The following is a 17,447-nucleotide window of genomic DNA, read 5'->3' as shown; positions in this document are numbered from 1 at the left end:
AATTAAAACATTGCGAACTTTGCGTAAATCTTTGCGCTCTTCGCGGTTAAATACACTTTAAGGTGCAGGATCAGGAATTATAGCCTGAACAGCATCAATTTCAGCTAAGATTTGTTTAGAAAGAACCACATGAATTGTGTCGATGTTTTCTTTTAATTGTTCTAGAGTTGTCGCGCCAATAATCGAACTTGTCAAAAATGGTTGTTGCAATACAAATCCCATTGCTAATTCGGTTAACGTTAAACCGTGTTTTTTAGCAATTTCTAGATACAATTTTGTCGCTTGAGTACATTGCTCACTATTGTAACGTTTGTATTGAGGAAAAAGATTAACTCTTGCATTTGGATGACTTTCTCCAGTTAAAAATTTACCAGTCAAAACACCAAATGCTAAAGGAGAATATCCAAGCAATCCAACATTTTCATACTTTGAAACTTCCGCAGAATTGACTTCAAACAAACGATTCAATAAAGAATACGGATTCTGAACCGTTTTGATTCGTGGAAGATTGTTGTATTTACTTTCTTCCAAAAGGCGCATCATTCCCCAAGCATTTTCATTAGAAACTCCAATGTGTTTGATTTTACCTTCTTTAATTAATCCGTCGAAAGTTTCTAAGATTTCTCTAAAGTTATCTTCCCAAGCATCATCGTGCCCGTGAAAAGCACGCTGTCCAAAATTGTTGGTTTTTCTTTCCGGCCAATGCATTTGATACAAATCGATATAATCGGTTTGAAGTCTTTTTAAACTGTTTTCAACAGCATATTTAATACTTGCTGGAGAAAAATCTAGTTTCTCACGCATGTATCCAAAATTCGGGTTTGGACCTGCAATTTTAGACGCTAAAACAACTTTATCTCTATTTCCTGATTTCTTAAACCAGGTTCCAATAATTTTTTCAGTATTTCCGTAAGTTTCCTCACTTGCAGGAACCGAATACATTTCGGCTGTATCAAAGAAATTTACGCCTCTTTCCAGCGCATAATCCATTTGTTCGTGTCCTTCGGCTTCTGTATTTTGTCGCCCGAAAGTCATTGTTCCAAGGCATATTTTACTAACTTTTATATCGGTATTGGGTAATGTAGTGTATTTCATTTTTTCTTTAAAGGTTCAAAGTTGCAAAGTCACAAAGGTACAAAGGGATTTTTCAAATTGAAATTTGATAAAGGTTAAAAAAAGTACAAGATTTTTAATTGATAAGCCGTCGTACTAAGTTTTAAAACCTTGCAGAAATAAAAAAAGCTCAGAGAAAAAACCTTTGAGCCTTTGTACCTTAGAACCTCTATTTCTAGATTTATTTTAAACTTTTTAATGGATTTTGAAATGTATTGAAAATCCTAACAATGAAAATAGAGTTTTCTTTAATTTGATATAAAATTTTAAAATTTCTGACCACAATTCGATGACAGTCGATTCTATATTCATCGAGTTGAAATTGCTCAGCAAAAATGATATTATTTGCATTATCAAATAACTCGTTTCTAATTTTTAGTGCTGTCTCTTTTGAATATTTGCTTTTAAACTCAAAATAAACTTCCTTCAAATCTAATTTTGCATTTTCCGACCAAAAAACTATTGGTTTATTCATTGTCCCAATCCTTCATTTCTTTAGACAAATCCTCACTTGAAATTATACGATTGTATTTAATATCTTCTAAACCCTCTTCTACTTTATTATGGTAATCAGTTAATGTTACAGGATTTCCTTTCGCATCATACGAAACCACTTCATTCAAATAATTATCAAAAACGGAAGAAACAATTCGCAGAACTCTTTCATCTGCCAAATCCAATTGATTTTTTATTTTCTCTTTTAATTCTGGAAGTCCCATAATTTTTGTTTTAGAAATTCAAAGTTACGAAAATAATAAGATTGAAGTTTTCAAAATCTGGTACGAAAAAAAGCTCAAAAGTAAAAACCTTTGAGCCTTTGCACCTCAGAACCTTTGTCCCTTAGTTTATGCTATTCAACATTTCCGCAATCTCGTCCAATCTTGGAGTCAAGATAATTTCGATTCTACGGTTTTTAGCTTTTCCTTCTGGAGTTGCGTTGCTTGCCAGAGGAGAAAATTCACTTCTTCCTGCTGCTGTTAGTTTTTGTTTATTGATTTTTGGGTTTTCACTTAAAATAGCTACGATTGCTGTTGCTCTTTTAGTTGATAAATCCCAGTTGTTTGCGATTGGTCCAGAACCAGCATACGGATCATCATCTGTGTGACCTTCAATAAGGACCGAAAGATCTGGATTATCTCCTAAAACTTTTCCAAGTTCTACGACTGCTCTTTTACCTTCAGTTCCAACAGCCCAGCTTCCTGAATTGAAAAGCAATTTGTTCTCCATAGAAACATATACTTTTCCATTTTTGTGCTCAACCGTTAAACCTTTACCTTCAAAACCAGTTAAGGCTTTCGATAAAGTTTCTTTTAGTTTACGCATTGCTTCTTCTTTAGCTGCAATCATATCTTCTAGTTCTTTCAAACGATTTGCTGTTTTATCTAAACGAGCTTGTTCGTCGGCAAGAGCTTTACCTTTCGCTTCTAACTGTGCCAATAATTCACGGTTTTTAGCCATATTTTTTTCTAATGCATCGTTGCTGTTTTTCTCCAATGCATTGTAAGAATCCTGCAATACTTTAAACTTTTTCTGTTCGGCAGCAAGATCTGCTTTTTGCTTTGCTAAGTCATCTTTTGTGCTTGCAAGATCTTTAGTCAATTTATCACGATCAAGTTCTAACTGATTTTTTGCTTTCTTCAAATTATCGTTTTCATCTGTAATAGAACGATTTTCTTTTTTCAAATCAGAGTATTTTGTTTCTAAATCATTATAAATTTTCTTAGAAACACATGACGTTGCGGAAAAAGCTAATACTAGCAATCCGATGGAGGCTTTTTTAATCATCTTCTTTAATTGGTTTATTTCTGGGCGTTTAATAATTTTCAAATATTAAAATTCAATATAAATTTTAAAACTTAAATTCTCTCAGCAAGAACAATACCAAACTTTAATCAATTTCGACTAAAACCGGACAATGATCCGAATGCATTGCGTCTGGAAGTATAACAGCTCTTTTTAATCTGTTTTCTAATGATTCGCTTACTAGATTGTAATCGATACGCCAGCCTTTATTATTTCCTCTTGCTCCAGCGCGGTAACTCCACCAAGAATAATGATGTGGATCTTTATTAAAATGACGGAAACTATCTATAAAACCAGATTTCATTAATCCATCTAACCAAGCGCGTTCTGCAGGAAGAAACCCAGAAACGGTTTTATTACGAACTGGATCGTGAATATCGATTGCTTCGTGACAAATATTATAATCGCCACAAATAATCAGATTCGGAATCGTGACTTTTAGTTCATCTACATATTTTTGAAAATCATCCATAAACATAAATTTATGATCCAATCTTTCAATATTTGTACCAGACGGAAGATATAAACTCATCACAGAAACATCATCAAAATCTGCACGAAGGTTTCTTCCTTCAAAATCCATATGATGAATTCCTGTTCCAAAAACGATATTATTTGGTTTTGTTTTAGAAAGAATAGCTACTCCACTATACCCTTTTTTAGTCGCAGGATAGTAATACTGAAACGGATAACCTGCGGCTGTAATATCATCTACCGGAATTTGGTCTTGTGTCGCTTTTATTTCCTGAAGACAGATTACATCAGGACTTGCTTGTTTCAGCCATTCGATAAAACCTTTGTTTATTGCGGCTCTAATTCCGTTTACATTATAAGAAATAATTTTCATCAGTGATTTTTTTAGGATTTCAAATGTAATAAAAAAGTGCAAAGTTTATCTTGGAAACAATGAAAAGTAGACTTTTTTGTTATCTTTGTTCGCTGTTCTAATAAATTAAAAGTACTACATGGGTTTAGTTACCGCGAAAGAAGTTGCAAAGGCAATAAATGTTGAAAAGTACGGAGTTTTCGGTACCTTTTCTGGCTGGATTCTTATGAAGGTTCTTAAGATCTCAACCCTTAATAAAATTTACGATCGTAATAAACATTTGGAAGACCTTGCGTTTTTGAACGGAATTTTGGACGAGATGGAAATCAAATTCGAAATCCCTGAAGAGGACTTGAAACGTTTGCCAAAAGATGGCGCCTATATTACTATTTCTAATCATCCTCTTGGAGGAATTGATGGAATTTTATTATTGAAATTAATGCTTGAAAGAGAGCCAAATTTCAAAATCATTGCGAACTTCCTGTTACACAGAATTGTTCCGATGAAAAAATACATTATGCCGGTTAATCCTTTTGAAAATCATAAAGATGCAAAATCGAGCGTAATCGGAATTAAAGAAACATTACGTCATTTAAGCGACGGAAAACCTTTGGGAATCTTCCCTGCAGGGGAAGTTTCTACGTATAAAGATGGCAAATTAGTAGTAGATAAACCTTGGGAGGAAGGTGCACTGAAATTAATCAGAAAAGCAAAAGTTCCGGTAGTTCCAATTTATTTTCACGCTAAAAACAGTAAATTATTTTACTGGCTTTCTAAAATCGACGATACTTTAAGAACTGCAAAACTACCTTCTGAGTTATTAACACAGAAAGATCGTGTAATTAAAGTTCGTATTGGAAAACCTATTTCTGTAAACGAGCAAAACGAAATAGAATCTTTCGAAGAATATTCAGAATTCTTGAGAAAGAAAACCTATATGTTGGCAAATCCTTTTGAAAAGGATACGAAGCTGATTGATACGGCAACTGCAAGTCTTAAAATTACAAAAGCACCAAAAAAAATCGTGACGCCTGCAAGCGAATCAAAATTGATTGATGAAGTTCAGGCTTTAAGAGACAGCGATTCTAGATTTTTACAAAGTAAAAACTACGAAGTTTTCTTTGCAAGCGCGAAACAGATTCCGAACATTTTACACGAAATTGGTCGTCTACGCGAAATCACTTTTCGAGAAGTAGGTGAAGGGACAAACGAATCTATTGACTTAGACGAATACGATCAATATTATCACCATATGTTTTTATGGGATGATGAAACCAAAAAAATTGCTGGAGCTTATCGCATGGGATTAGGTTCTGAAATTTACCCAAAATACGGAATTGAAGGATTCTATCTAACAGATCTTTTCAGATTTGAGCCAGAACTTCATGATATGATGCATAAATCTATCGAAATGGGACGTGCTTTTATCGTGAAAGAATATCAGCAAAAACCAATGCCTTTGTTCTTATTATGGAAAGGAATTATTCATACTACTCTACGTCATCCTGAACATAAATATTTGGTTGGCGGTGTAAGTATCAGTAATCAATTTTCTGATTTCTCTAAATCTCTGATGATTGAGTTTATGAAATCAAACTATTACGATCCGTATATCGCGCAATACATTCACCCGAAAAAGGCTTACAAAGTAAAACTGAAAGATGCTGACAAAGATTTTATCTTCGACGAAGCCGAATCTGACTTGAATAAGTTTGACAAAATCATTGATGAGTTAGAACCAGGAAATTTACGTCTGCCTGTTTTAATTAAAAAATACATTAAACAAAATGCACGTGTAGTAGCTTTTAATGTTGATCCATTATTCAATAATGCTATCGACGGTTTAATGTACATTAGAATTGCAGATATCCCAGAAAGCACAATGAAACCTGTTATTGAAGAGTTTCAAATTGAATTAGAGAAAAAATTATCGGAGAAAGAAGATTAATTTGCGTATTGTTGAATAAAAAAAATCGGATTTACTACTTAAGTAAATCCGATTTTTTTATTCGATTCTTTTTCTTTAGAACCATGGTTTTTTACCAACCTGATATGTTTGATAAAATTCATCATCCGATTTTGTTAAGTAGATAATTCCTTCTACAAAACCAACGACTCCTCCTAAACCACAAGTTACCAAAGTGACTACAAGCTGAATAATCCCTTCTTTTTGATAACCTAAGTAAAATTTATGCACACCAAATGAACCTAATACAATTCCTAAAATTCCAGCAGTTGTTTTTTTATTCTCCGTTTTTCCCGAATTCAATCCTGTGTTTTCCATATTTTAAACAATAAAATCTTTTTTAATTCCCTACTCTTAAGGATTTTCAGTTACTCCATTTATACTTTTTAACAGAGTGCAAGATTACTTACTTCAAAACCCGTCTACAGGAACTAAAAGTTTTTATTATATCAGAAAAAGACATTTTTAAGCATAAAAAAAACCCACTCATTTCTGAATGGGATTTTTGCATATTTTGTGTTTTTATTAAAACCAGCCTTTATAACCAACTTGATAAGTTTGATAAAATTCTTCGTCGGATTTTAATAGATATAGAATTCCTTCAATAATTCCTATTAAACCGCCAATTCCGCAGAATCCTAAAACTAGCTGAATTAAACCTTCTTTGGTATATCCCAGATAGAATTTATGAATTCCTAAAGAACCTAGTACAATGGCCAAAATTCCGGCTATTACTTTTTTATTTTCCTGCTGGTCGTATCGAGGATTATTCCAGTCTTCTCTTCTTGTATTCTCCATTTTTATTCCCTTTATAGTTAATAATATAGTTTTACAAAAGTTAATCTTCAGATTAAATCCCGCTACAGACAAATATGTTTTTTACTTGTCAACAACCATTGTTTTGGCAGCCAAATCATGAAGAGCTCTCTTATCGTCATTCAACAATGATGTCAAATAGATTAACGGAAAAACAGCACACATACCTTTAATCAAATTTCTCAAAATAACATTAAACGCAAGAATATCTCCATTTTGCTCATAGTCAACAGTTTTGATTGACAAAACTAATTTCCCTAATGAAGAGCCTTTCAATAAAAGATCACAAGCAATAAAATAAATAAAAGCAAACAAAATAATAAACAAAGTTGCTTCTGGCGAAATAAATGCTAACGCAAGATTTACAACATAGATAATAACAATATCCAAAATAAATGCACCTATTCTTTTTCCAAAATCACAAGGAACAAGACCAATGGCATGATTTTCTTCTTGCGATGTATTTCCTAATCTGTTTCTTGTATCATATTCATGTGATGACAATACAGATCCTGGAACATAAGTTGTATTACAAAAGAAACAGTTTAGTTCATCACCCAATTCTCTAATTTTTAATAATGGAATAAAGAAAACATGAAAATAAAGCTGATAGTTTTTTAAATGATAGCTTTCTTGTCTTCTGCAATTTGGGCAATCGAATTTTCCAGATTTAATTGTACTTTGAACTGTTTTTCTTCCGTAAATAATCATACGATTTTTAATTTTATAGGTTATATTTCTTCGTTTGGGGGAGCTTATTTCAACAATCAAAATATTTTGTTAAAAAAAGCAAAACAATATTATTAAAAATTACCATACAAAACTAACTCTCTATATAATTAAAACGAAAAGAATTCTTTTTTAAACTTTTCCAGAATCTAAACGTTGTAAACCGCTTTTATTTTATCTACAATCACTTGCGCCAATCTTTCATGGCTTTCGAAAGTCCATCCAGCAATATGTGGCGTTAACAAAACATTTTTAGATTCTAAAAGATATTGAAATGCCTCTGGCGTATTTTTATCCTGAAAAAGCGTTTCAAAAGAAAGTTCTTCGTACTCCAAAACATCCAAACCTGCACCTAAAACTTTTTTTGCTTTCATCGCTTCAACTAAATCTGCCGTAACTATATTTTTACCGCGAGAAGTATTAATGATCCAGAATGGCTTTTTAAATGCACTTATAAAGCTTTTATTGACCATTTTATCTGTTTCTGGTGTCCAAGGAAGGTGAAGACTTAAAACATCTGTTTTTTCTTGTAATTCTTCTAACGAAACTTGTTTGGCATTTTCGTCTCCAACATTATCCAAAATATCATAGCAAAGAACTTCTGTATCAAAACCTTTCAGTTTTTTAGCAAAAGCTTTTCCCATATTTCCATAACCAATAATTCCTACTGTTTTTAAATCTAATTCATGGCCACGATTGCTTTCTCGATTCCATTGACCTGATTTTACTTCAGCATCGGCTTGATTTAAATTATTAAACAAAGACAGAATTACGCCAAGCGAATGTTCTGCAACAGCGTTGCGATTACCTTCTGGAGCAGCAATTAGATGAATTCCTTTCGAAGTAGCATACTCACAATCAATACTTTCCAAACCTGCGCCAACTCTTGCAATAAATTGCAACTTTGTTGCTTTATCTAAAAATGTCTTATCAATCTTGAAACGGCTGCGAATTACGATTCCGTTATAACCTTTAATTTTAGCCTCAATTTCTTCTTTAGAAGATTTAAAATCAGCGTGATTTTCGAAACCAGCTTCTTCCAATTGATTCCATAAAATTGGATTATTGCTGTCGATATGAAGAATTTTTATGCTCATTATTTTTTTGATTTTTTACAAAAACAAAAATACGTTTAATTTAATCTCGCAAAGACGCAAAGTCGCAAACTTTTTTGATGCAGCAGTCTCAAATTTAAGCGGATTGCTTATTTAATAATTAAGTTGAACAACCAAAACAAAATTTCGTGTCTTCTGCCTTTGTGGCAAATCTTTTTTTATTGGGCAGATTTTTTCTAACTTTGAAAGTATTCGGATTTATCACATCCATTCTCTAAATCTTCAGAAAATCTTCCGCAATGAAATTAACCAAGACTTTTAAAGCCTTTTTTGAAAACGAAAAATCAGGAGGAATTATCTTGCTTGCTGTAACGCTTCTATCACTTTTCCTTGCCAATTCTTCCTTTCAGGTTCCATATGTGGCATTTTGGGAAAAAGAAATTGCAGGACATACTATAACAGATTGGATTAACGATGGATTAATGACGATTTTTTTCCTTTTGATTGGATTAGAATTGGAACGCGAAATTTATCATGGAGAATTATCTAACTTCAAAAATGCATCATTGCCTATAATGGCAGCTTTTGGCGGAATGCTGGTTCCTGCCGCAATCTTTCTGGTTTTAAACTACGGAACCACAACCCAAAACGGTGCTGGAATTCCTATGGCCACCGATATTGCTTTTGCAATTGGTATTTTATCGCTTTTAGGAAATCGAGTTCCCGCCTCACTAAAAGTATTTTTAACCGCTTTGGCCGTTATTGACGATTTAGGCGCCATCATTGTAATTGCCGTTTTTTATACAACTTCTATTTCGTTTTTAAATCTAGGAATTGCGCTTGGAATCTGGATTATTCTATTTGTTTTAAATCGAATGAAAATTCACAATCTCATTCCGTATCTCGTTGGCGGCACGATTATGTGGTATTTCATGCTTAATTCTGGCGTTCACGCCACAATAACCGGTGTAATTCTGGCTTTTGTTATTCCGTTTGGAGATGGAGGTGAAAAAACTTCCTCATACAAATTACAGCATTTTTTACATCAACCTGTTGCATTTTTTATATTGCCCTTGTTTGCAGTTGCAAACACAGCTCTTACAATCGAATCTAACTGGCACGAAGGCTTAAATCATTCAAATACATACGGAATTATCCTCGGACTTGTCGTTGGAAAACCGCTTGGAATACTACTTTTCTCTTCTGTCGGTGTAACTTCTGGCTTATGCATTTTACCAAAAAATTTAAAATGGGCTCATATTTTAGGCGCAGGAATGTTGGGTGGAATCGGTTTTACAATGTCGATTTTCATAACCGTTTTGGCTTTCAAAAATCCAGAAATCATTGTTTTTTCGAAGATTGCTATTCTTATTGCATCTTTCTTGGCCGGACTTTTAGGTTTTGTGTTTCTAAAATATGTTTTGAACAAAAAGCATAATGACTTATTTGAAATATGAAAAAAACACTAATCTTTCTATCTTTCTTTTATCTGATTTTGACGGCTTGCAATCAAAAAACAAAAACAATTCCTATCGCTGAAAGTTCAAAAAATGAAATTATTACTTCTGAAAAACATTCAAAAGATGAAATTGAAGGAACTTATAAAGCTGAAGGCTGCGATCTGTCTGTAATTATTTCAAAAATTAAAGATGATTATCAATATATTTTTAAGTCAAATCTTCGCACTTTAAAAGGAAAAGCGACATATTCTAAAAACAATTCTGGCGAACAATATATTACTTTAGAAGGAATTCAATGGGATGAATATGAAGGTGATATCAGCGACGAAAGTGATTCGGTCCCAGTAGGAATTGACGCTTTATATGCAAAAGATACTTTGACGATTCAGAATTATGGAAATTCGATGAATTCTTATACTAAGATTTCAGAATGTGGGTTAAAGTATATTCAGTTAATTAAAAAGTAAAATATTTATCCTCCTAAGCCTAGTCTAAGAACTTGTAAGCTAAAAAGGTCTTCGACTTCGCTCAGACTGACAATTGTTAAATCTCAAAATCCTTAAAAATCCCTGATTATCTACAATATTGTCATTCCGAGGAACGAGGAATCGCACTCGTAATTCCGAAATCAAAATCGTCAACCTTTGTCGAGTTACTAGTGTGATTCCTCCTTCCTCGGAATGACAAAAATGTACGCTAACTTTATAAAAAAAATCCAAACCCCAACAAAATTGGAATTTGGATTTTCTATATTGAAATTTTAATCAATTAACCTTTGATTTGCTTCAAAGAAGTCTTAATTCCTTTAATTAAAGACGAACTGAAACCATTGTGCTCCATTTCATTTAAACCGACAATTGTACAACCTTGTGGCGTTGTTACACGGTCGATTAATTGTTCTGGATGCACACGCTCTTCTAAAAGCATTTTAGCCGCTCCTTTAACAGTTTGAGCCGCAATTGCAAGTGCAGTATTAGAATCAAAACCAATTTCAATTCCCGCTTGCATAGACGCGCGAATATAACGCAACGCATACGCAGTTCCGCAAGCGCCTAAAACGGTTGCTGCATCCATTAATTTTTCATCGATTACTGGAGCTGTTCCTAAATCTTGGAATAAATCAACAATTGGAGAAGCATTTTCTTTGTATTTTTCAGGGAAAGAAATACAAGTTGCCGATTCTCCAAACTGCGCCGCAATATTTGGCATAATGCGAACAACTGGATATTCAAAATTTGTTTTGGTTTGAAGCACCTCCAAAGACAATCCGCTTACTGCAGAAGCAATTGTTTTGTTTTGAATAACTGGCAGAATTTCAGCCAAAACAGTATCGACCTGATATGGTTTTATGGTTAAAATTACAACATCCGCTTCTTGAATGTTATGTTTATTATCGTTAGAAACAGTGATTCCGTATTCCGTTAAATATTGAATACTTCCTGTATTTCTTCTTGTGACAGTAACTTGGTTGTTTTTCGAGAATTTGGCAATTCCCAAGGCAATAGAAACCCCAAGGTTTCCTCCTCCAATAATGTGTACTTTCATTTTGGTTTAGCTTTAATTTATTTCTGGTTGGCAAACAGCATTTTCCGCCTGCAAATTACGCAGATTTTAGAGATTTTAAATCACTGCAAACGGCTAATTTGTGGCAAAAATCTAGAATCCGAGAATCAAATTTGCTACTCCGAAGTATAACATGATTCCGAATACGTCATTGGTCGTTGTAATAAACGGACCTGTTGCAATTGCGGGATCAATTTTATTTTTGTTAAGGAAAAGCGGGACCAAAGTTCCTAAAGTTGCAGCAAAAAGAATCACGACAATCATCGAAATTGAAATAGCAAATCCTACTAAATATTGTTGGTACATAATCGAATGATAGCACAATAAAAGCAATGAAATGATACTTCCCGAAATCATAGAAACGGTAATTTCTTTTGTAAAATATCCACGGCTAAAATCTTTTAGCGTTCCGTTTGCTAGACCTTGAACCACAATTGCAGAAGCCTGCACACCAATATTTCCTGCTGTAGCAGAAAGTAAAGGCACAAAAATGATTAAAGTAGAATATTTTTGAAAAGTCGCTTCGTTACCTTTTAAAACAAAAGATGCCACAATTTCGATTACCATTCCAATTAAAAGCCAAGGCAAGCGTGCTTTTGTAAGTTCGTAAACGCTATCGTTTGATTCAACGTCTTGCGTAATACCGGCAGCTAATTGGTAATCCTTATCAGCTTCTTCTTTGATTACGTCTACGATATCGTCAATGGTAATTCTTCCTACCAAACGACCTAATTCGTCCACAACCGGAATTGCCTCTAAGTCGTATTTCTGCATAATACGGGCAACTTCAACGTCTTCCGTATCAACATTTACAAAATTTAATTTTCGGATATAAACTTCGCCAATTTGAGTTTTGGTTGAAGAAGTCAATAAATCTTTCAGAGAAAGTCTTCCTTTTAGTCGGTTTTCATCATCAACAACATAAATAGAATGTACTCTAGAAACGTTTTCGGCCTGAATGCGCATTTCTTTCACGCAGGTTAAAACGTTCCAGTTTTCATTCACTTTTACAAGCTCTTTTCCCATCAAACCACCAGCCGTATTTTCGTCGTAACGCAAAAGATCAACAATATCTTTAGCGTGTTCAACGTCTAATATTTCTGAGATTACTTCTGCTTTTATTTCTTGCGAAAGTTCGGCAATAATGTCGGCAGCATCATTAGTTTCAAGCTCATCAAGCTCTTCTGCAATTTCTTTTGGCGAAAGTCGGCTTAAGATGTTCTCACGCAAATCTTCTTCTAATTCTAGAAGAATTTCGGCTGTTTTATCACTATCTAAAACCTTAAAGATATAAGTTGCCTCGTCAAAATCTAATTCATCTAAGATTTCGGCAATATCGGCATGGTGCAGATCATTAAGTAAAACTTCAAGTTCGTTGTCGTTTTTCTTATTGATAAGTTCTTCTAACTGATGTATAAATTCTTTACTAACTTTGAACTCCATCGGCTTCTATTTTTTGAGTTAGTTCAATAAATTCATCGACACTTAACTGCTCGGGACGTTTATCAAAGATAGTGTCTTCTCGCAAATTGTCTGATAAATTTAATGTTTTCAAACTGTTACGTAATGTTTTTCGTCTCTGCTGAAAAGCCGTTTTTACAACCGTAAAAAATAACTTTTCACCACAAGGAAGACTATAATCTTCCTTTCGGGTCATTTTCATCACACCCGATTTCACCTTGGGCGGAGGAATAAAAACATTTTCGTCTACAGTAAACAAATACTCAGTATCATAGAAAGCCTGTGCTAGGACAGACAAAATTCCGTATGTTTTTGATCCTTTTTTCTCGCAGATTCGTTCTGCAACTTCCTTCTGAAACATTCCAGAAAATTCCGGAATCTGATCTCTAAATTCTAATGTTCTAAAAACAATTTGAGAAGAGATATTATAAGGAAAGTTACCAATAATTGCGAACTGCTTATTTTCGTAAACTTGATTTATATTGTATTTCAGGAAGTCTTCTGAAATAATTTTGTCTTTTAATTTTGGATAATTAGCATCCAGATACGCAACAGACTCGGTATCAATCTCGATTACTCGAGTAATAATGGGTTTGTCAAGTAAATATTTAGTAAGCACACCCATTCCTGGTCCTATTTCTAAAACCTCATCGTACCCTTTTAGACTTAAAGTATCTGCAATAGCTTTTGCAATGCTTTCGTCTTTAAGAAAGTGCTGTCCTAAATGTTTTTTTGCTTTTACTTTTTCCATTTCATTTCTTGTTTGCCACGAGGGCGCAAAAGTATTCTTTTTGCATTAAAGACTCAAAGCTTATTGGATTTATTTTGCAGCTAAGACTCGAAGACACAAAGTTTTATTTTTTATTTATTTCACGTAGTTGCTGAACATCGAATAAATCTTTTGCTCGATTTGCCTTAATTTTGCTTGTGATCAAATCTTCAAGCGATAAAACATTCCATTTCAAAAATGTTTTTCCGTTTACAGTAACTTCTTCACTATCATTATAAGCTTCTTCAAAACTTTTATTCACAGAAAACTTTGTTATAAGCTCTAAATCTAAATCAGCATGAGAAAACTTTATTGATATATTTTGCTGTTGCTGCTTTACATTGTTAGGAAAATCATCAATTTCATACCCCATTTCATTAAAGACCAATACTAATTTTTTAAAATTTTCTTCCGTTGTTTCGATCCAAAAATCAACATCAGCCGAATGTCTTTGATAACCATGAAAATTAACAGCTCCACCGCCAACCATAAGCATTCTTACATTATGCTTTGCTGACAATGCAATAAATTCATCAATATTTTGATCCCAAAGTTTTGACATATTACTTTGATTTAATAACAATAAGAAAATTGTCTTTATTTTTGTCAATTTTATTTTTTACAGGAAATGCACTTATGCGTTCGCTTAAACGTAAAAAACTATAAAATCTTTCAACTTTAGTTAAGTTTAAAAAATCTTCTTGCTGTTGTTTATTACTTTCCTCTTTTGTTTGAAATCGAATCTCCATAATATTTCTTTTAAAGAAAACTGAAAACCAAAAATTATTAATGCTCAGAAATAACTTCTAATTCTGTTCTAAACGAAAGCATTTTATCAGCAAATAAACCTAATGCTTCTCTGTGAAATTCCGGTTCATCTTCGATATAAAACTTCTCCAGCGTTTCTTTGCTGTCTGTCACATATTGTGTTGAATACGTAATTCCGCCCATTTCTTCTTCAACTAGAACTTTTACAATTCGTGCTGAAGAAAATTTATTAGTAGCCAGAATTTCTGGTATGTGTTTTTCCTGCATCCACTTTAACCATTGGTCGTGAACGCTTTCGTGTATGTTTGTGGTAACGTTGTAAATAATCATTTTTTTTTGATTTTAGATTGTAGATTTTAGATTTTAGACTCTTGTTGAAATCTAAAATTTAAAGTCTGAAATCTGAATTATAAGTTCTTATCTCCTCTTAATTCTCGGTATTTTTTTCTAGCATCGACAAAGTAAATACTGTCTTGATGGTTAAAAATTACCTTTTCATATAAAGATTTTGCCTTTTCTGTATCTTTTAATTCGTCGTTGTAAATTTCGGCTGAGAAAAACAGCGCTTCATCAACATAAATTCCGTCACTGTGATTGTCAATGATTTGCTGATATTGGCTTAAAGCCGAAGCAAAATCTTTCTGACTTTCGTACACTTTTCCCAAACGCAATAACGTTACTGCTTCTATTTCTTGACCTTTAAAGGTTTTTAAAATATTCTGAAACTGTGCAATTGCTTCTTGTTTTTTATTCTGATAAATTAAAAAATCCCCTTTTGCGAATTGCTTCAGCGCCATTTGAGTTGAATCTGCAGCAGTGTTATCATTAATTAAAAGAAAATATTCTAAAGCATCATTTGCAATTAACTGCGTATTGGCCGCTTTTAATTCTTTAAACTGTTTATTTGCCCATTCAAAATCGCCTTTGTAATAACTTGTTTTTGCGGCTTTCAAACTGGCTTCGTGCGCCATGACATCATTCTTTAAATCCAATTGAATCTGAGAATAATAAATCAACGCTTGATTGTATTTTTCTTCCAAAAGCAAAATATCTGCCAATTCCATTTTAGCATCGGCTTTTTGGTATTCGTTTAAATTTAATTGCAAAGCCTTTTTGACAACTTCCTTTCCTTCTTCTGTTTTTTTCAAATTAAAAGCCAGAAAATGAGCTTGAATAAGTTGCAAAGATAAAGTAAAAGGATTGATTTCGTAAGTTGTCAGCAATTGCTTTAATTCTTGATCAATCGCAGGATATTCTTTTTCTTCTGCTTTTTTGATTTTAATCTGTATTAAATTCGCATTCGATTGAATCAATAAATCTAAATCTTTTGTGTTTTGAAGAATGAAATTCAGAATTTCTGTAGCCGTTTCATCATCCTCTTCATTCATCGCAAACTGACTCAGATTGACAATACTTAACAACGATTCTGGTTCACGTTTGTAAATGGCTTTTTCTTGAATGAATGCTTTTCCAAATTCTTTTTGCTGTACATAAAACCAGCTTAAATAATGATTCCAGAAAACGTCTTGATCTTTTTGTGTTTTTAAAATTAATGCTTTTCGCATCGCATCTTTAAAAGCCGTATTATCGGTTTCGCCATTCATAAAGCGAGATAATTGCGTCTGAATCAAACTGGTGTTCTGCGGATTTGTAAAAGATTCTGTCAGCAGTAAATCAATCATTAAATCGGTCTTACCCAATTGTCCGTACAACATCCCGATTTGAAAATTGAAATTAAAAGTCGGCTGAATCTGCATTGCTGTTTGATAGGCTTTTAAAGCATATTCCAACAATACTTTTTTCTCAAAAGAATTGGCAATTCCGTAAACATCGTTTGGACTTATTTTTATTTTTTCGATTGCCTGTTCGTAGTAATTTTTGGCTTTCGAATCGTTCTTCTGTAACTGAAAATTATATCCTAATTCTACTAAAAAGACACCTTGTTTGTAGCGATTGTAACGATCTTGAATTGCTTTTTCTGCATTGGCAAACTGCTGTAACTGCTGATAACAATCAATCGTTCTTAAAAAATACTGCGTATTGGAAGGCGCATTTTTTAAAAGTTCTTCATAACTGATTTTTGCCTTTTCAAAATCTCCTTTGTCATAATAATATTGCGCCAACTGCTCGTTTTGCCCAAATGCAAAACCAGAAAATAATAAAACGATATATATTAATATGTTTTTCATATTTTTTAAGTTTTCAGTCGCAGTCGCAGTTTTCAGGCTAAGTTCAACTATAAACTGTCACTGTAAACTGTAACTTTTTTACTTTTCCAAAAAATCAATCCCAAACCAATTAAAATAAACGGAATACTTAAAATCTGTCCCATATTTATCAGCATATCATTCTCGAAAGCTTCTTGATTTTCTTTGAAAAATTCAATTATAAAACGAGCTGCGAATAATAAAGTTAAGAAAGTTCCAAAGATTAAACCTTGTGCATTTCTAATTTTTTCTGATTTGTACATGTAAAACAGAATTCCAAAAATCAATAAATAAGCAAAAGCTTCGTATAATTGTGTTGGATGTCTCGGAATTAAATCATCTCTTTGAAAAACTACACCCCAATTTCCGTTGGTTGGTTTTCCGTAAATTTCAGAATTCATAAAATTTCCCATTCTGATAAAAGCACCCGTTACAGGAACTGCAACCGACATTTTATCCAAAAGTCCCAAGAATTGCACTTTGTATTTGCGGCAATATAAAATCATTGCCGTAATTACTCCAATTGAACCTCCGTGACTTGCAAGACCTTGATACCCGACAAATTCGTAAGAGCCTTTAATTTTCTGAATTGGCAAAAGAATTTCTATTGGATGTTTTAGAAAATAATCTGCTTCATAAAAAAAACAATGTCCAAGTCTGGCTCCTAAAACGGTTCCAACAATAACATAAATTAGTAAGCTGTCGAGATTGTCTAAAGAAAGGTTTTCTTTTTTATAAATATTTCTAACAATATAAAAGCCTAGAAGAAGTCCGCAGGCAAAAAGAGCTCCGTAATATTTTAACGGAAAACTATCCGTGATCCAGAAAATGACAGGATCTACGTTCCAATTTAATATTCCGTTTTTCATGCTCCGTTTTTTAATTTCTATAAATTAAGAAAACCTAACAGG

20 protein-coding genes are annotated in these 17,447 nt (G+C 33.1%); 3 read left to right on the top strand and 17 right to left on the bottom strand.

Annotated features, from left to right (window positions below):
* Positions 1-57 precede the first annotated feature (57 nt).
* The 5 genes from P0R33_RS13560 to P0R33_RS13540 all read right to left on the bottom strand — a co-directional run bounded on the left by P0R33_RS13560 (position 58) and on the right by P0R33_RS13540 (position 3,763).
* A complete protein-coding gene (locus tag P0R33_RS13560) occupies positions 58-1,095 on the bottom strand; it encodes an aldo/keto reductase (protein ID WP_276171723.1) in 1,038 nt (345 codons plus the stop codon).
* A 199-nt stretch (positions 1,096-1,294) separates the two neighbouring features.
* Positions 1,295-1,588, bottom strand: a complete 294-nt coding sequence (locus tag P0R33_RS13555; protein WP_276171722.1) for a type II toxin-antitoxin system RelE/ParE family toxin — start codon at positions 1,586-1,588, stop codon at positions 1,295-1,297.
* Positions 1,581-1,832, bottom strand: a complete 252-nt coding sequence (locus tag P0R33_RS13550) for a hypothetical protein (RefSeq protein ID WP_276171721.1) — start codon at positions 1,830-1,832, stop codon at positions 1,581-1,583. The genes P0R33_RS13555 and P0R33_RS13550 overlap by 8 nt, the downstream gene beginning before the upstream one ends.
* Before the next feature lie 121 nt (positions 1,833-1,953).
* Positions 1,954-2,898, bottom strand: coding sequence for an OmpA family protein (locus tag P0R33_RS13545; RefSeq protein WP_276171720.1), 945 nt, complete (start codon positions 2,896-2,898; stop codon positions 1,954-1,956).
* A 103-nt stretch (positions 2,899-3,001) separates the two neighbouring features.
* Entirely contained in the window at positions 3,002-3,763 is a 762-nt protein-coding gene (locus tag P0R33_RS13540) for an exodeoxyribonuclease III (protein ID WP_276171719.1), read from the bottom strand.
* Positions 3,764-3,881: 118 nt separating this feature from the next.
* Here P0R33_RS13540 and P0R33_RS13535 point away from each other — a divergent pair, with 118 nt between their 5' ends.
* A complete protein-coding gene (locus P0R33_RS13535; protein ID WP_276171718.1) occupies positions 3,882-5,690 on the top strand; it encodes a lysophospholipid acyltransferase family protein in 1,809 nt (602 codons plus the stop codon).
* Positions 5,691-5,765: 75 nt separating this feature from the next.
* Here the strand turns inward: P0R33_RS13535 and P0R33_RS13530 are convergent, their stop codons facing one another.
* From P0R33_RS13530 to P0R33_RS13515, 4 genes are all read right to left on the bottom strand, one after another.
* Complete coding sequence (locus P0R33_RS13530) at positions 5,766-6,026, bottom strand: TM2 domain-containing protein (RefSeq protein ID WP_276171717.1); 261 nt, start codon at positions 6,024-6,026, stop codon at positions 5,766-5,768.
* 207 nt (positions 6,027-6,233) lie between these two features.
* On the bottom strand, positions 6,234-6,506 hold the full coding sequence (locus P0R33_RS13525; protein ID WP_276171716.1) for a TM2 domain-containing protein: 273 nt from the start codon (positions 6,504-6,506) through the stop codon (positions 6,234-6,236).
* Positions 6,507-6,587: 81 nt separating this feature from the next.
* The gene (locus P0R33_RS13520) at positions 6,588-7,235 is read right to left on the bottom strand and encodes an RDD family protein (RefSeq protein ID WP_276171715.1); all 648 of its coding nucleotides are present in this window, start codon (positions 7,233-7,235) and stop codon (positions 6,588-6,590) included.
* A gap of 167 nt (positions 7,236-7,402) precedes the next feature.
* Positions 7,403-8,350 carry a 2-hydroxyacid dehydrogenase gene (locus P0R33_RS13515; protein WP_276171714.1) on the bottom strand — a complete coding sequence of 316 codons (948 nt, stop codon included), beginning with the start codon at positions 8,348-8,350 and terminating at the stop codon, positions 7,403-7,405.
* Positions 8,351-8,607: 257 nt separating this feature from the next.
* On the opposite strand from P0R33_RS13515, the gene nhaA reads away from it, so the two are divergent.
* On the top strand, positions 8,608-9,765 hold the full coding sequence (gene nhaA, locus P0R33_RS13510; protein WP_276171713.1) for a Na+/H+ antiporter NhaA: 1,158 nt from the start codon (positions 8,608-8,610) through the stop codon (positions 9,763-9,765).
* The gene (locus tag P0R33_RS13505; RefSeq protein WP_276171712.1) at positions 9,762-10,235 is read left to right on the top strand and encodes a hypothetical protein; all 474 of its coding nucleotides are present in this window, start codon (positions 9,762-9,764) and stop codon (positions 10,233-10,235) included. The genes nhaA and P0R33_RS13505 overlap by 4 nt, the downstream gene beginning before the upstream one ends.
* Before the next feature lie 301 nt (positions 10,236-10,536).
* On the opposite strand, the gene proC is transcribed toward P0R33_RS13505, so the two are convergent.
* From proC to lgt, 8 genes are all read right to left on the bottom strand, one after another.
* A complete protein-coding gene (gene proC, locus P0R33_RS13500) occupies positions 10,537-11,313 on the bottom strand; it encodes a pyrroline-5-carboxylate reductase (RefSeq protein ID WP_276171711.1) in 777 nt (258 codons plus the stop codon).
* A 111-nt stretch (positions 11,314-11,424) separates the two neighbouring features.
* Positions 11,425-12,774: a magnesium transporter gene (gene mgtE, locus P0R33_RS13495; protein WP_276171710.1), complete on the bottom strand. Its 1,350-nt coding sequence runs from the start codon at positions 12,772-12,774 to the stop codon at positions 11,425-11,427.
* A complete protein-coding gene (gene rsmA, locus P0R33_RS13490) occupies positions 12,758-13,543 on the bottom strand; it encodes a 16S rRNA (adenine(1518)-N(6)/adenine(1519)-N(6))-dimethyltransferase RsmA (RefSeq protein WP_276171709.1) in 786 nt (261 codons plus the stop codon). The genes mgtE and rsmA overlap by 17 nt, the downstream gene beginning before the upstream one ends.
* Positions 13,544-13,646: 103 nt before the next feature.
* A complete protein-coding gene (locus P0R33_RS13485) occupies positions 13,647-14,123 on the bottom strand; it encodes a nucleotidyl transferase AbiEii/AbiGii toxin family protein (protein WP_276171708.1) in 477 nt (158 codons plus the stop codon).
* Between the two features lies 1 nt (position 14,124).
* Positions 14,125-14,310, bottom strand: a complete 186-nt coding sequence (locus P0R33_RS13480; RefSeq protein WP_276171707.1) for a hypothetical protein — start codon at positions 14,308-14,310, stop codon at positions 14,125-14,127.
* A gap of 37 nt (positions 14,311-14,347) precedes the next feature.
* A complete protein-coding gene (locus P0R33_RS13475; RefSeq protein WP_135223888.1) occupies positions 14,348-14,659 on the bottom strand; it encodes a DUF4286 family protein in 312 nt (103 codons plus the stop codon).
* A 77-nt stretch (positions 14,660-14,736) separates the two neighbouring features.
* Entirely contained in the window at positions 14,737-16,518 is a 1,782-nt protein-coding gene (locus tag P0R33_RS13470) for a tetratricopeptide repeat protein (RefSeq protein WP_276171706.1), read from the bottom strand.
* 47 nt (positions 16,519-16,565) lie between these two features.
* Positions 16,566-17,405 (bottom strand): prolipoprotein diacylglyceryl transferase, encoded by an 840-nt coding sequence (lgt, locus tag P0R33_RS13465; RefSeq protein ID WP_276171705.1) that lies wholly within the window; start codon positions 17,403-17,405, stop codon positions 16,566-16,568.
* Positions 17,406-17,447 lie beyond the last annotated feature (42 nt).

The organism is Flavobacterium sp. YJ01 (assembly GCF_029320955.1).
Taxonomy (GTDB): domain Bacteria; phylum Bacteroidota; class Bacteroidia; order Flavobacteriales; family Flavobacteriaceae; genus Flavobacterium.
The sequence above is the reverse complement of the archived record's forward strand: the minus strand, read 5'-3'. Positions and strand labels throughout refer to the sequence as shown.

Bases quoted from the DNA above. Each gene is read 5' to 3' on its own strand.
- P0R33_RS13545 (WP_276171720.1), bottom strand. From the start codon at position 2,898: ATGATTAAAAAAGCCTCCATCGGATTGCTAGTATTAGCTTTTTCCGCA.
- lgt (WP_276171705.1), bottom strand. From the start codon at position 17,405: ATGAAAAACGGAATATTAAATTGGAACGTAGATCCTGTCATTTTCTGG.
- P0R33_RS13475 (WP_135223888.1), bottom strand. From the start codon at position 14,659: ATGATTATTTACAACGTTACCACAAACATACACGAAAGCGTTCACGAC.
- P0R33_RS13480 (WP_276171707.1), bottom strand. From the start codon at position 14,310: ATGGAGATTCGATTTCAAACAAAAGAGGAAAGTAATAAACAACAGCAA.
- P0R33_RS13505 (WP_276171712.1), top strand. From the start codon at position 9,762: ATGAAAAAAACACTAATCTTTCTATCTTTCTTTTATCTGATTTTGACG.
- P0R33_RS13485 (WP_276171708.1), bottom strand. From the start codon at position 14,123: ATGTCAAAACTTTGGGATCAAAATATTGATGAATTTATTGCATTGTCA.
- P0R33_RS13530 (WP_276171717.1), bottom strand. From the start codon at position 6,026: ATGGAAAACACAGGATTGAATTCGGGAAAAACGGAGAATAAAAAAACA.
- P0R33_RS13540 (WP_276171719.1), bottom strand. From the start codon at position 3,763: ATGAAAATTATTTCTTATAATGTAAACGGAATTAGAGCCGCAATAAAC.
- P0R33_RS13525 (WP_276171716.1), bottom strand. From the start codon at position 6,506: ATGGAGAATACAAGAAGAGAAGACTGGAATAATCCTCGATACGACCAG.
- P0R33_RS13520 (WP_276171715.1), bottom strand. From the start codon at position 7,235: ATGATTATTTACGGAAGAAAAACAGTTCAAAGTACAATTAAATCTGGA.
- nhaA (WP_276171713.1), top strand. From the start codon at position 8,608: ATGAAATTAACCAAGACTTTTAAAGCCTTTTTTGAAAACGAAAAATCA.
- P0R33_RS13470 (WP_276171706.1), bottom strand. From the start codon at position 16,518: ATGAAAAACATATTAATATATATCGTTTTATTATTTTCTGGTTTTGCA.
- P0R33_RS13535 (WP_276171718.1), top strand. From the start codon at position 3,882: ATGGGTTTAGTTACCGCGAAAGAAGTTGCAAAGGCAATAAATGTTGAA.
- rsmA (WP_276171709.1), bottom strand. From the start codon at position 13,543: ATGGAAAAAGTAAAAGCAAAAAAACATTTAGGACAGCACTTTCTTAAA.
- P0R33_RS13515 (WP_276171714.1), bottom strand. From the start codon at position 8,350: ATGAGCATAAAAATTCTTCATATCGACAGCAATAATCCAATTTTATGG.
- mgtE (WP_276171710.1), bottom strand. From the start codon at position 12,774: ATGGAGTTCAAAGTTAGTAAAGAATTTATACATCAGTTAGAAGAACTT.
- proC (WP_276171711.1), bottom strand. From the start codon at position 11,313: ATGAAAGTACACATTATTGGAGGAGGAAACCTTGGGGTTTCTATTGCC.
- P0R33_RS13560 (WP_276171723.1), bottom strand. From the start codon at position 1,095: ATGAAATACACTACATTACCCAATACCGATATAAAAGTTAGTAAAATA.
- P0R33_RS13555 (WP_276171722.1), bottom strand. From the start codon at position 1,588: ATGAATAAACCAATAGTTTTTTGGTCGGAAAATGCAAAATTAGATTTG.
- P0R33_RS13550 (WP_276171721.1), bottom strand. From the start codon at position 1,832: ATGGGACTTCCAGAATTAAAAGAGAAAATAAAAAATCAATTGGATTTG.